The sequence below is a fragment of the Paenibacillus odorifer genome (assembly GCF_000758725.1).
Classification (GTDB): Bacteria; Bacillota; Bacilli; order Paenibacillales; family Paenibacillaceae; genus Paenibacillus_AQ; species Paenibacillus_AQ odorifer.
Genome location: NZ_CP009428.1, coordinates 1,337,156 through 1,350,583 on the forward strand (window position 1 = coordinate 1,337,156; position 13,428 = coordinate 1,350,583).

Consider the following 13,428-nt stretch of genomic DNA (forward strand, 5'->3'; position numbering starts at 1 on the left):
CTGGTTCTTTGAAGCAGAAAGGCGTATTTTCAAGATTAAGTACATATATGTTAAGGCACAAGCTCTTATATACGATTTTATTATTTACGACTTTATTTGGGATTGTTCTGGATTTAACGATTGCTTGGCTGCTCTCAGTAATTACGGATGCTGCGGTTAGACTCGATGTGAAAGCTTTTAAAGGGCTGGTTATTTTCGGATTAATCTACTTATTAGTGAGTGCAATTAACGGTTTTATCGATCGATATTTCAAAAATAAAATCTCTGCCAAGATCAGAAATGAGCTGCGGTTGGATATGATGCGGCATGCCTTAGCTCTTCCTCAGTCTTATTTTGACCGTAATCATTCTGGGGATTTATTGTCCCGCTTTACTAATGATAATCAATCTGTTGGTAATGCTGCAGGCGAGGTAATGATTGATCTAATCCGTAACCCTTTACTAGCCCTCGCGGCTTTTGGTTATTTGCTCTATATTAACTGGTTACTGGCATTGATCTGTTTTGCAATGGGGCCTTTGATGTTCCTTACGGGAAAAATCTTCGGTTCAGCGATGCGTGAGAACAGTGTGAAGATTCAGACTAATATGAGCAAGATTACTTCCTTTTTACATGACATTCTAGGCAGTAGTATGGTGTTTAAATCCTTTAGCATTGAACGCAGACTAATGAAGCAATATCAGGAGCATAGTGAGAATATTACTTCTGAAGAATTAAAACGGGGAAGAATTGAGGGAGCTACTGGCTCATTCTCCTCTTTTTTGGGAAACTTTACGTTTCTTCTGGCGCTGGTCGTGGCTGGTTATTTTGTGGCAAAAGGATCACTTGAGGTCGGTGCGATGATTGCTTTCATCCAGCTCATGAATTATTTAGTGATGCCGTTCTCGTCATTGCCGGGACTGATCAATTCGATGCAGCAATCACTTGGGGCGGCGGGACGGATCTTTGAGGTGTTGGATAGCCCGGTGGAGGTTGAGACCCTTCCAGAAGTGGAGACAAAGCAACCAGAATTTGAGAGTATGGTTATGTCGTCGATCTCTTTCTCGTATCCGGGAGCAGAGAGACAAAGTATAAACAAGATCAGCTTAGAGCTTCAAAAAGGAACACAGATGGCGGTTGTGGGACCGAGTGGTGGAGGTAAATCTACGCTTTTCAAACTATTGCTGGGATTGTATGAACCCGATGAAGGCGAAGTAATAATCAATGGGCAGCGGATCAACGAGATGAGTCTGGCTAAGCTTAGAAGTTATTTTTCCTATGTGCCGCAAGAGGCAGGTCTTTATACGGGAAGCATTCGTGATAATATCCGGAATGGAAATCCAGAGGCGGATGAGCAAGAAATTCTGGAAGCTTTGCGAAAAGCGAATGCCTATGATTTTGTAATGGAATTGCCTGAGGGACTGGATACTGATATTGGTGAGGAAGGCTCACGACTGTCCGGGGGACAACGTCAGCGGCTTTCCATTGCAAGAGCAATTCTGAGAAACGCTCCTATTCTGCTGTTGGATGAAGCTACTGCTGCACTTGACAATGAATCAGAAAAACTGGTGCAGCAGGCCATTCGTAAACTAATGGGAGACAAAACTACACTCGTTATCGCGCACCGTTTATCTACGATTCAGAACGCTGATATCATTCTCGTGATGGAGAATGGTGAAATTGTGGAGAGTGGAACGCATGATGTACTGCTTGCTGCTGAAGGAAGATATAATGATTTGTATTATTCTCAGCTAGAGCAGGAAGAAGAGAGTGGAATGGGACCCGAGAAAGTGGAATTAGCTTCTACAGGTGTTTGAGTGTTGGAATAAAAAAGGGTGCAGCAACGTCATAAAATATGGCGTTGCTGCACCCTTTTGCTTAAGGAAGTTTAGTTCACTTTATTAAGAATGAATTTATCAATCGCATATTTCACGCCATCGTCATTGTTGCTTAAGGTCACAAAATCAGCAATTTCTTTCAGAGCAGGAATAGCATTCTCCATAGCGACGCCAAGTCCGGCAGCTTCCAGCATCTCATGGTCGTTCCAAGAATCACCTACAGCGATAGTCTCGGAAAGCTCACAGCCGTAATGTTTGGCTAGGAATTCAAGTGCAATGCCCTTGGTTCCTTCATGATGCATGATTTCCAGGAAGTGTGGTTTGGATTTGGTAATATGCACGGAATCACCAAGCAATTCATGCAGGATTGGAGCCAGTTCATCCAAGAAATCAGGATCATCGATAATTAGCATTTTTGGTGTTTTTTGCGGGACAAGCTTTTCCCAGTCAGGCTCAATAAAATATTGCGTTTTATTCAAGTCCGTATAGTCTTTGATCTTTTGGTTGTCTTCACGGGCATATAGCTTGTCGTCAATGTAAGTTTGCAGATGCAGATTATGCTCCACGCAGTAAGTGAACAGCTTGCGGACTGCATCTTGCGGGACGTAACGCTCATACAGTACTTTTTCATCGAGCAAGTTCTTAACGAGTGCACCCTGGTAAGTAATGATAGGTACGTTTAGTCCAGTTTGACGGGCAATGGCTTGAGCGGAAGCGTAAGCACGGCCTGTAGCAAGGGTTACAACAACACCTGCGGCAACAGCCTCTTCAAGCGCAGTTTGGGTAGCGGGTGTTACTTCCTTGTCATCATTAATCAGAGTGTCATCAATATCAATCGCGATCAATTTGTACATTTGTCTCTCTCCTTATCTCTTTCTAAATAGATGTAATTTGGAAAAATAACTCTTCTTATGTTGATTCTGACCCGGTTCCGGGCTCAGCTCTGCCATAAGCATAGCCCCCAGAATACAACCACAACCGAGCAGAGCGGACAACCCGAGTGTTTCCCCGCCAAAGGCTAAACCCGTCAGAACGGCAAATACCGGTTCTGTGGCATAAATAATGGCTACCCGTGATGGGGTAGTATATTTCTGACAGGCGGTTTGAATCCAGAAGGCAAAAGCGCTGGTTGGCCCGATGGAGATCAGCAGAGCCCAAAGCACATCTGGGTCCTTAATCAGCTCCCCGCTGTGGGCGAGCGGTGTTGCCCCTTCAAAAATAAGCGAGGCAGCAATACTGAACAGCCCAACGAAAGCAAGCTGCAGAGTAGCTAGCGGCAACGCCGGATAATGAGGTGCATAAACGCCAGTATAGGCTACCTGTAACGCAAAAGCTATGGCACACAGAAGAATCAAGGCATCGCCTTTATTCAAGGATAATGCAGAGCCCGTGAAGGTCAACAGATAAAGCCCGATTGCGGCGAGTGCCGCACTGAACCAAGTGTATCGTGAAATCGCATGCTTCAATAAGGCTAGAGACAGAAAGGGTACTAGGACAACTGATAGCCCGGTAATAAAGCCGGTATTAGAGGTTGTTGTATATAGAAGTCCCATAGTCTGAAAGCCATAGCCCATAAACAAAAAAAGGCCAAGCAGCAGAGAATCGCGTACCATGCGGAAACTTAGCTGTTTCCAATCCTTGCGGTAAAAAATAACTGTGATTAGAGCCAGCAACAGGGCAGCGCCCATAAAGCGGATGCTATTAAACGCGAGCGGTGGCAGCACCTTGACAGCATTTTGTACAATCAGAAAGGTACATCCCCACATCATCGCCACTAATAGCAGGCTAAAATCGGCTATACGGGAACGCTTCACTACTTAGGTCATCCTTTCTTCAGCAGCTGTCGCCTCTATGTAGACGACAAGGTCAAGTTGTCCAAATTGTATCGTATATTCATGGAGAGGACAAGATAGAAATCGCGTAAAGGCTTATATACTAAGCGATTTCAGCGTTTTATGTAGACAAAAAATCCGGGTCTTGATATACTTCGATAACCGCACATTTGTTCTTGTTTTTGCATCTTAGAAAGGAGCGGTTTCACTATGATGGGCAGATCCCATTTAATTATCAGCACCGGGGTTACCCTATCTGTTATGAGTTTGATGGCCCATGAGATTACAATCCCGGTTATTGCCGTCGCGGCATTAAGTTCGCTCCTGCCAGACATTGATGAACCGAATTCGTTACTGGTACGCAAGGCGATTCCTGACTTTCTGCTCAGGATACTACAGGTTGCTTTGATAGGAGCAGCGATTTATCTTTATTTTGCAGGAATCGTTGAAAGCCCTTGGAATATTGTACTGGCCCTACTTGTGGGGAGTGTAACTTTCCTGCCGGGAAGAAAGCTGCGGCATCTGGTGATGGTACTAATCGCTACTGCGGTATTTGCATACGGAGGGGCGTATGATCCTTGGAACTACATAGTAGCTTGTATACTCGTAGTTACATCACTTGTCCCGCATCGTGGATTGACTCATACCTTATATGCTGTTGCAGGCTGGAGCACTTTATTGTATTTTGCTTCATCGGGTATACAGGATGGTGGCAGTCTATGGATAGCAGGCGGCATGTCTTATGCGCTTCATCTATTGGCCGACTCTCTCACCCAAAGGGGAATTACGCCCCTGCCGCCCATTCCATTTAAGCTGCGTCTAAAGCTAATGAGTACAGGCACGAAAAAAGGTGGAGCTGTAGAGAATGTTTTTATCCTGCTCACACTCGCCCTAGTTGTATATGTATTTATACTTTCTCCTTGAGATTTACGGATATGAAGCACATAATGAATTACCGCTAGAACACACAGGAGGCGGCTGTTATGCGGGGGGATTCCTTAGTGAAGTGGTTTGGAAGATTGCAGATTCGTAATAAAATAATCCTTATTTTTATACCGTTGATCATTTTTCCATTGCTTGCTTTAGGCTTGCTCTCAGGGCAGATGTTCAGCCGTTCGATGATCGAAAAGGCTAAGTACAATTTTAAAGATGAATCCAAGCTCATCATGCAGCAAATAGATACGATTGTAAAAAATACGGAGAGCAGTGCCAACATTATAACTACCGACATCCATCGGATGTATGCTGAACGTCCGTTGTTATCCTCGACAGTGGAGCAGACGCGGTTTCGCAATTTAATGCAGAGCCAGCTTTCTATCGATCTGATTATTTTTCCGGATGTCGATTCTGCTGTATTTGTGGATACGGAAGGCCAGATTTATTCCTCTTACGCCTACGGTAATCCTAACGAGCAGAAGGTATTTACCAGCGATATGCTGGAGAAGGCTAAAGAAAAAGGCAGCTACGGTGTCAACCGTTGGCTTCCCATGGAACAGAGAGATTATCTGGTTAGTGATCCGGCAGTTCCGGTGCTCACACTAAGTAAAGTCGTGTACAATCTTAAAACGGGCAACCTAATAGGTACATTATTTGTGAACGTAAAAGAAGATGCTCTCTCTGCTTTTCTGGAAACCGCTAGAGAAACCTCTTCGGACAAGAAATATTTTATAGTAGACGGAACGCAAAGGACCGTGTCCACCCCTGATAAATCAAAGCTTCTACTGAAGCCTGAGGACAGACTGAACGGCAGTCTTAGGAAGACGGGAAGCTCTGTCTCGGAAATTATCGGCAAGGGGAGCGGGCGAGAGCTGGTCACTGTGACGTATTATGATAAGCTGAATTGGAAGCTTGTGAATACGATTTCGCTGCAGAAGTTAACTGCGGATATTCACCGTAATATAACGTTAACTATATTCGTGGGAATAGGATGCCTGTTACTGTCTCTGCTGCTTGCAGGAAAGCTGTCACAGATTATCGTAAATCCGCTTCTTCAGGTGACGAAGGCGATGCGTAAAGTAAGGGAAGGCGATCTGAATGTCACCTCACCAGTGACTACAGAGGATGAGACTGGGCTGATCTCCACCGTATTCAATTCCATGGTTGGTCGTATTCAGGAGCTGATGCGGACGATTACGAACGAACAAGTCCGGAAACGTGAATATGAACTAGCTCTGATTCATGCCCAGATTAAACCCCATTTTCTGTATAACACACTGGATACGATTTATGTACTCAACGATTTGGAGCTTAATGAAGCAGCTCGGGATACGACCAAGGCACTGGCAGACTTCTATCGGGTTGTTCTTAGCAAAGGGAACGAGGTTATTCCACTGTCCGAGGAAGTATCAAATGCAGCTGATTATTTGGCTATTATGCAGGTTCGCAACCCCGACGTATTACGTTACGAGATTAATATCCCGAAATCTCTCGAAGGAGTCAAGGTACCCAAATTGTCCCTGCAGCCGCTCATCGAGAATGCAATCTACCATGGATTAAAAACAAAGGGAAGTCAGGGGCTAATCTCAATAGAGGCTTATACACACGGAAGAGAAGTTATCATTACCGTGGAGGATAACGGTGTTGGCATGTCAGGGGAGCAGGTGTCGCGGATTGTAGAATACCGCTCACGAGAAGGAAAACCGGCATCCATTGGCATTTACAGCGTTCATGAACGGATTAAGCTGTATTTTGGAGAACCATATGGCCTATCGGTAGAAAGTAAACTGGGAAAAGGTACTGTTATGAAAATGACGATTCCCGGTACGGAAGCGCAGGGGGGCAGCGTAGATGTATAAAGTGATGGTTGTAGATGACGAGCCGCTGTTTCGTTATTATATGCGGACCAAGCTGGATTGGAGTAAATATGATTTCAGTGTCTGTGGTGAGGCGTCAAATGGCAGAGAAGCGCTGGAAGAAGCGGAACGGACGAAACCAGATTTGGCTTTAGTGGACATTAGTATGCCCTATATGGACGGTATGGAGCTGGTTACCCGGTTACAGGCCAATGCTCCTGATATGCTTATTGTTTTTGTAACAGGGCACAATGAATTTGATTATGCGCAAAAAGCGATTCGGTTAGGTGTACAAGATTATTTATTGAAACCGTTTAACCAGCAAGAGTTTAACGAGATGATGATCAAGGTGAAGCAGCGCCTTCAGTCACATAAAATAGGTGCACGCAAAGCTGGGAAGCCGGAAATAATTGCAGAAGGAACGGCTTCCAATAAGCTCTTTCCACTCCAAATGGACGAGCAGAATTCCTCTGAAGGGATAGAGGAGTTCTCCTTTCCATCCAAAGAAATCACTCATCTTGGAATTCAGGATGCCATGCTGATGGCGTTAAAGATGGGGGATGGCGATGCAGCGGCGAAGGACATAAGCAAATTAATTGAGATTCTACGACGCCAGAGAGGGGGAGGCAGCTATTCCTTTACTCTATTAATGAGTATAGTATCCCTTTGCCTTGCCTATGCTGGAGAAAGAGGGATCAATCCGGAAAGTCTCTGGAAACCAGCAGGTTCACCGGAGCAGCGGCTACGGGAGATGGATAACTGGGATGAGACTGAAAGCTGGATAAAAGGCTTGTACAGTAAAGTCATTGATCAAGGTCGTGAGCACCGCCCCTCTAAGTCGTACAATTTATTCATTGCCGCCAAAGAGTACATCCGGGAGCATTATTCCGATTGTGAGCTGACAGTTGACCAGGTGGCGAATGGCGTTTATGTAGATACCAGCTATTTACGGAAGGTTTTTCGAAAAGAAGGTGGAATCTCTGTACTTGATTTCATTACCTATACTCGTATGAAGCAGGCCAAGGAACTGCTTGCTGGAGGAAATGTGAGGCTGTCTGAAATCGCCGGTAAAGTTGGCTATAATGACCCGAATTATTTCAGTAAATGCTTTAAAAAACACTATGGCATGCCGCCGTCTGAATTTGAGCAGCTGGCTGCCCGTTCCCGCCATATTGGCGTTAATAATGAAATTTAATAAACATATTTGGTGGCGGCTCTCTGGTGAGGCCGCTTTCATTTTGTCCTGTTTATTACCGATTGTGCCCGATATGGCTCTTTTTGGGTCTTCAAGGCTCAAATATAATAGAAACAGGACGATGAAAACGCTAACAAATAGCGGATTCAACTAGCTCCACTAAATAGAGCATCAGAAAGGGGATTCATTATGAGCAACAAGCTATTCAGAACACTGGGGGTTGCAACCGTTTTATCCTTAGCTTTCTCACTTACAGCCTGTGGTGGTAACAATGCCGGAAACGGTGGTTCAACCTCTGAAGGTTCCAATACGACCGCTGGGAATACCGATAAGAAAATTCAAATAAAAATTTATGCACAGCATTTTGACGAAGATACTTCAAAGCCATTTGATTATGCCGTAGAGGAATTAAAAAAGGAAATGCCGGAGGTGGAGATTGTACTGGATGAGGCTGTTCAAGATGGCTACCAGAAGCTGAAAACATATGCCGCGACTGGGAACATGCCGGATATTTATGAAACAGACTGGCCTACGCTGCAAACCTTCGCCAAATCTAAAAATGTCGAGCTGCTTGATGAATACCAAGCCACCAAAGATTTCAAAGCGAATCTAAATACAGGGAATGAATCCCGTCTGATTGCCCCAGACGGTCATGTATATGCATTCCCATATACGGGAATTGAATTCCAAATGTTGTTTTACAACAAGGATATCTTTAAAGAGGTAGGCATCGAGATGCCGATCAAGACGATCGATCAGCTGGCTGAAGCGGCTAAGAAGCTTTCTACAGCAGGGTATACACCGCTCTCAATTTTCGCGAAGGAGAAATGGATCACTACTTCTTTTTATAGCGGACTTGTGACTCGTGAGGAGACGAAAGGGTTTGGCCCACTCGAAACGAAGGGAACGACAACATTGCCTTCGCCTTATGTAACAGCAGCAGAACAAATGAAGAAGCTGGAAGAAGCAGGCTTGTTCGACGTCAATGCTACGAATACCAATTATGATCAAGCTTCATCTTTGTTCTACCAAGGAAAAGCTGGCATGTTCGTCAACGGTCAGTGGGAAATCTACAGCAGTGCTGAGAAGCTTGGGGATAAAGTGGATTGGATGTACTGGCCAGCTAAGGACGAAGCGACTTATGAGAACAACAAAATGTACATTAACGGTGCAGGAGGTCCTGGTGGCTTTGCCGTTTCTCCAAGCAGCAAGAATGTAGAGACTGCAGTGAAAGTAGCTAGTTTCATCGCACAAAAATATAGCGAATACAAATATACACAGCTGGGTAGCCCGATCGTAGCGACTAAAGTGGATAAAGAAATGACCGGTGAAGTGCCTGCCATGATGAAAAGAATCGCTGAAGAAGTGCTGCCAAACGTGAAGGGTTACGCCAATGCGGTAAGCAGTGTTCAAATTAAAAATGCACTGGACGACAATACACAAAATATGTTGATTGAAGGATTCTCGGCTAAGCAGTTCACGGATAACATGAACCGAGTGCTGAACAAAGAAAATAAATAATTAGAGAAATAAAATAAATAAAAATTGGTCCATGCCCTGCCGCTCACCCGGATCGAGCCCTTATATCGGGTGAGCGGCTTGGCAAGGAAGGAGTGGAATCTTACCGCATGCATAAATACTTAGGTAATAAGAAAGCCATAATGCTGTTTCTGCTTCCCGCTCTGTTGATTTATAGCGTAGTGATTATCTATCCAGTGCTTCAATCCTTTTATCGTAGCTTTTTCGAGTGGGACGGGCTCAGTACGGCTACTTTTAACGGATTGTCCAACTATGTAGAGATGTTTGATGATCCATTGCTTTTGACTTCCCTTCGTAACGGCCTTATTTTTGCACTGGTACTCGCTGTATTTCAGATCGGATTGGGAACCATTCTTGCGCTTGCCTGTGCCGATCCGCGAATCAAAGGGCGTAAATTGTTGAAAACAGCTTATTTTATTCCCGTAGTTCTGTCGGTTACGGTTGTTTGTCAGCTATGGATTGCCATCTACGATCCGAATAACGGATTGATCAATAGGCTTTTTGAAATTTTGCATATTCCTTATCAACAAAACTGGCTTACTTCTCCAACCACATCCATAATTGCGATTGCCTTTGTTAATGCCTGGCAGTTCATGGGTTACCAGTTCAGTCTTTTATATGCGGGGGTTAAATCTGTCCCTGAGCAGTACATGGAAGCTGCCACGATTGACGGTTGCTCCAAATGGATGGCGCATCGTAAGGTGACAATTCCAATGATGAAGGAGACGTTCAAATTCTGTCTGATCATTGCCATTACTTCAGGAATCGGTGCTTTTGTACAAATGTTGATTATGACTAACGGCGGACCGGGAACGAGTAACTATACGCTTACCTTTATGATTTATCGTTATGCATTCTTGGAAAGCAACTACGGCTATGCCTGTGCGGTATCGGTTGTGCTTGTCCTTCTGTCGCTTCTGGCCACCATTATTATCAACAAGACATTTGACCGAAATGAAGCATAAGGCAGTACGCCGGAAAGGAAAAGGAACGTTATGAAAAAAGTGAGAGCATTGCTCATACAGCTTCCCTTATGGATTTATTTTATCATTTCCATCTATCCGCTATTATGGATGATTTCTTATTCTCTGAAAAATAACGATGAGATTTTTGTCACCAACCCTTTCGGATTTCCGACTAATTTCCGGATTGAAAACTATGTGGCCGCTTGGTCACAGTTCAATATACCGCGATATTTTACGAATAGCTTGGTAGTCTCTACGATTTCAACGCTACTTATTATCATATTATCGCTGATGTTCTCATTCGCAATTTCCCGGCTGCGGTGGAGATTCCGTGAAGGGGTCAGATTGTATATGACGATCGGAATGTTCATGCCGCTGCAGGTAATTATGATTCCACTTGCCATACTCGTACGGGATTTACATCTGACTAATACCTACGGTGGGCTGATTGTTCCTTATGTCGCCATTGGATTGCCGTTCTCTTGTCTGGTATTCTACGGCTTTATGAAGGGTATCCCTGGGGAGCTGGAGGAATCCGCTTGTATGGACGGCGCGAATGTATACCGGATGTTTCTGCAGATTATTGTGCCGGTTGTAACGCCAGCTGTCGCAACAGTAGCCATTTTTCAATTTCTGAACAACTGGAATGAATTTTTGCTGGCTTATATTCTGATCTCTGATGAGGGGATGAAAACACTGCCGCTGGGTCTATTGTTCTTCCAAGGCCAATACAGCACAGACTGGGGTGGCATGGGGGCGGTTATGACGATGGCGAGTCTGCCAATGGTTATTGTCTATTTGTTCTTTAGTGAGCAAGTGGAACGGGCAATGACAGTTGGATCTGCTGTAAAAGGATAAAGCGAAGAGTATTAATTCATGCAAAAGAGGACTTCTGGCAAATGCGCAGGAGTCCTCTTTTTGATTCAAATCATGACCAGTGAATTCATCCTATTCCTCTAGGAAGACCAATCCGATAAAATCCTCCGGCTCAATACGACCGAAATAATGCTTCAAATCGAGATCAGCTAATGCTTCTCTAACCTCAGCCTCGTCATAACGTTTGCCACGAAGTGCATTTTCAACATCTACTACGTCACCGACTCCGAAGAAGTCACCATAAATTTTGATGTCTTTAATAAGGGAATCTTCAATATCCATCCGAATATCAATAATTCCGGCAGGGAATTTGCGTGTGTGCTTAACGTTGCTTTTTGGTGACAGACCGTAGTTCCAGTCCCAGTTCTGGTAATGCTCCTTGGAGATCTCGTTAATTTTGTCCCAGTCGGCTTGTTGCAGCTTGTACTGAGGAACCTCAGAAGAATCCATGCCAAAGATCGAACGCAGCAGGCCGGCGCGGAACTCCTCGATCGTCATATCTGTACCCAGCAGCTCTTTGATATTCGCTACACGACTGCGTACGGATTTGGTGCTCTTTGATTTAAACTTCTCTGGATTCACTTTTAGAGAGGCTTGTACATCATCTAAATTAAGATTGAACATCAAGGTACCATGGCTGAACATACGTCCGCGTGTGGAGAACTGAGCGTTACCGGAAATCTTTTGCTCACCAACTTGCAGATCATTCCTTCCGCTTAGCTCGGCGTTAACGCCCATGCTTTGCAGGTAATCGATGACCGGTTGGGTGAATTTCAAAAAGTTATGAAAGGATTGGCCGTCATCCTTGGTAATAAAGCTGAAGTTCAAATTTCCAAGATCGTGATAAACAGCTCCACCGCCGGATAGACGACGTACGACCTGAATATTATTATCTTTTACATACTCTTGGTTAATTTCTTCGATAGTATTCTGATGTTTCCCGATGATGATGGATGGGCTGTTGATATAAAAAAGCAGGTAACTCTCGTCCATCGGCAAGTGCTTCAGCGCATATTCCTCAATCGCCAAATTGATGGATGCGTCAGTAATCCCTGTGTTATCAATAAAAAGCATAGTGAATTCCTCCGTCGCAGCAAAATTGATTACAACCTTCATTTTAAACCAAAAGCGGTTTTTTAACAAAAGAGATCACATCTTTGAGATTCATGTCGGTTTGGGGGAAGCAGGGGATTTAGCTGGTTCCTTCTGCGAAAGCATTGACGTTCTTCCGGCAAAGAGTCAATAATGGTGGCAATGACATACATATCGTGCTAGAGAAAGTAGATAGAGGGAGTGTAATTATGCTTGAAAAATATGGACATGGCGGTGATTTGCTGACGGCAGCGGAGCTCTATGGAGAAGCTGGGGGCACATTTCTCGACTATAGTGCCAACATCAATCCACTCGGTCCTCCACCGGAAGTTTTGGAGCTGCTTAGAACAGCACTGTCAACGGTGGTTACATATCCGGACCCTGGACACCGACGCTTTAAACAACTACTGGCGGAAAATCTTGGCGTAGATAGTGGCTGGTTAACCGTGGGTAACGGAGCAGCGGAATCTATGGCTTTGCTGCTGTTGGCGATAGCTCCGCAAAAGGTTGGCATCGTGGAACCTTGTTTCTCTGAGTATAGGCAGCTTTCCGGGCAATTTGGTGCTGAAGTATTGTCGGTCCAGGGGACTAGGGAACAGCATTTTCGCGCTGGAGTGGAGGAGATTGCCGGGCTGCTGGAACAGGTGGAGCTGTTATTTCTCGGACAGCCGAATAATCCCAATGGAGTTCAGTATGCTGTGGAGGAACTGCGCTTGTTAGCGCAGAAGGCTGAAAGCTGCGGGACTTATTTGGCTGTGGATGAAGCTTTTATTGACTTTATCCCGGAGTCAGAGCGAAATACACTCCTGCCGGAGCTGGAGCAGTTTCCGCATACGGTTCTGGTGCGGTCGATGACGAAGTTTTATGCGATTCCCGGACTGCGTCTCGGGTTTGCGATTTCGCATCCGAAGCTGGCGAAGGCGATGAGCGGAAAGCAGGTCACCTGGAGTGTGAACGGCTTGGCGCTGCTGGCAGGGGAAGCCTGCCTTACAAGCGGACGTGACTATGAACAGCGCACGCGTGAGCTTATTGCAGCAGAACGCGAAACGCTGCGGCAGGGTCTAGTGCAGCTGGGTTGCGATGTCCCACCGGGAGAAGCCAATTTTCTGCTCTGTGGCTTGCCGTCACCGTGGAGTGCGGCTGAGCTGCAGACTAGGCTTGGCCGCGTAGGTATACTTGTGCGCAGCTGCGCTATGTATGCAGGGTTAGGTTCAGGGCATATTCGAGTTGCTGTTAAGGGACATGAGGATAATGCCCGCCTTTTGCTGCAGATGGCGGAGATTCTAGCGACTAAGTGACAGGTGCACGTATTCCTTAATGATG

General features: G+C 45.1%; 11 protein-coding genes. 8 read left to right on the forward strand and 3 right to left on the reverse strand.

Annotated features, from left to right (window positions below):
- The first annotated feature begins 8 nt into the window (after positions 1-8).
- The gene (locus PODO_RS05775; RefSeq protein WP_052096828.1) at positions 9-1,793 is read left to right on the forward strand and encodes an ABC transporter ATP-binding protein; all 1,785 of its coding nucleotides are present in this window, start codon (positions 9-11) and stop codon (positions 1,791-1,793) included.
- Between the two features lie 71 nt (positions 1,794-1,864).
- Here the strand turns inward: PODO_RS05775 and PODO_RS05780 are convergent, their stop codons facing one another.
- Positions 1,865-2,668: a Cof-type HAD-IIB family hydrolase gene (locus PODO_RS05780; RefSeq protein WP_038569149.1), complete on the reverse strand. Its 804-nt coding sequence runs from the start codon at positions 2,666-2,668 to the stop codon at positions 1,865-1,867.
- A 12-nt stretch (positions 2,669-2,680) separates the two neighbouring features.
- A complete protein-coding gene (locus tag PODO_RS05785) occupies positions 2,681-3,628 on the reverse strand; it encodes a DMT family transporter (protein ID WP_052096830.1) in 948 nt (315 codons plus the stop codon).
- A 228-nt stretch (positions 3,629-3,856) separates the two neighbouring features.
- On the opposite strand from PODO_RS05785, the gene PODO_RS05790 reads away from it, so the two are divergent.
- The 6 genes from PODO_RS05790 to PODO_RS05815 all read left to right on the forward strand — a co-directional run bounded on the left by PODO_RS05790 (position 3,857) and on the right by PODO_RS05815 (position 10,995).
- Positions 3,857-4,570, forward strand: a complete 714-nt coding sequence (locus tag PODO_RS05790) for a metal-dependent hydrolase (protein WP_038569151.1) — start codon at positions 3,857-3,859, stop codon at positions 4,568-4,570.
- A 59-nt stretch (positions 4,571-4,629) separates the two neighbouring features.
- A complete protein-coding gene (locus PODO_RS05795) occupies positions 4,630-6,441 on the forward strand; it encodes a cache domain-containing sensor histidine kinase (protein ID WP_052096832.1) in 1,812 nt (603 codons plus the stop codon).
- Positions 6,434-7,633 (forward strand): response regulator transcription factor, encoded by a 1,200-nt coding sequence (locus tag PODO_RS05800; protein WP_051491207.1) that lies wholly within the window; start codon positions 6,434-6,436, stop codon positions 7,631-7,633. The genes PODO_RS05795 and PODO_RS05800 overlap by 8 nt, the downstream gene beginning before the upstream one ends.
- 189 nt (positions 7,634-7,822) lie before the next feature.
- Positions 7,823-9,154, forward strand: coding sequence for an ABC transporter substrate-binding protein (locus PODO_RS05805; protein ID WP_052096834.1), 1,332 nt, complete (start codon positions 7,823-7,825; stop codon positions 9,152-9,154).
- Positions 9,155-9,261: 107 nt separating this feature from the next.
- A complete protein-coding gene (locus PODO_RS05810) occupies positions 9,262-10,137 on the forward strand; it encodes a carbohydrate ABC transporter permease (RefSeq protein WP_038569153.1) in 876 nt (291 codons plus the stop codon).
- A 30-nt stretch (positions 10,138-10,167) separates the two neighbouring features.
- Positions 10,168-10,995 carry a carbohydrate ABC transporter permease gene (locus PODO_RS05815; protein WP_036681776.1) on the forward strand — a complete coding sequence of 276 codons (828 nt, stop codon included), beginning with the start codon at positions 10,168-10,170 and terminating at the stop codon, positions 10,993-10,995.
- Between the two features lie 90 nt (positions 10,996-11,085).
- Here the strand turns inward: PODO_RS05815 and lplA are convergent, their stop codons facing one another.
- Positions 11,086-12,087 (reverse strand): lipoate--protein ligase, encoded by a 1,002-nt coding sequence (lplA, locus tag PODO_RS05820; protein WP_036681778.1) that lies wholly within the window; start codon positions 12,085-12,087, stop codon positions 11,086-11,088.
- A 227-nt stretch (positions 12,088-12,314) separates the two neighbouring features.
- On the opposite strand from lplA, the gene PODO_RS05825 reads away from it, so the two are divergent.
- The gene (locus PODO_RS05825; protein WP_038569156.1) at positions 12,315-13,403 is read left to right on the forward strand and encodes a pyridoxal phosphate-dependent aminotransferase; all 1,089 of its coding nucleotides are present in this window, start codon (positions 12,315-12,317) and stop codon (positions 13,401-13,403) included.
- The last annotated feature ends 25 nt before the right edge of the window (positions 13,404-13,428 follow it).

Bases quoted from the DNA above. Each gene is read 5' to 3' on its own strand.
- lplA (WP_036681778.1), bottom strand. From the start codon at position 12,087: ATGCTTTTTATTGATAACACAGGGATTACTGACGCATCCATCAATTTG.
- PODO_RS05825 (WP_038569156.1), top strand. From the start codon at position 12,315: ATGCTTGAAAAATATGGACATGGCGGTGATTTGCTGACGGCAGCGGAG.
- PODO_RS05790 (WP_038569151.1), top strand. From the start codon at position 3,857: ATGATGGGCAGATCCCATTTAATTATCAGCACCGGGGTTACCCTATCT.
- PODO_RS05780 (WP_038569149.1), bottom strand. From the start codon at position 2,668: ATGTACAAATTGATCGCGATTGATATTGATGACACTCTGATTAATGAT.
- PODO_RS05800 (WP_051491207.1), top strand. From the start codon at position 6,434: ATGTATAAAGTGATGGTTGTAGATGACGAGCCGCTGTTTCGTTATTAT.
- PODO_RS05815 (WP_036681776.1), top strand. From the start codon at position 10,168: ATGAAAAAAGTGAGAGCATTGCTCATACAGCTTCCCTTATGGATTTAT.
- PODO_RS05795 (WP_052096832.1), top strand. From the start codon at position 4,630: ATGCGGGGGGATTCCTTAGTGAAGTGGTTTGGAAGATTGCAGATTCGT.
- PODO_RS05805 (WP_052096834.1), top strand. From the start codon at position 7,823: ATGAGCAACAAGCTATTCAGAACACTGGGGGTTGCAACCGTTTTATCC.
- PODO_RS05810 (WP_038569153.1), top strand. From the start codon at position 9,262: ATGCATAAATACTTAGGTAATAAGAAAGCCATAATGCTGTTTCTGCTT.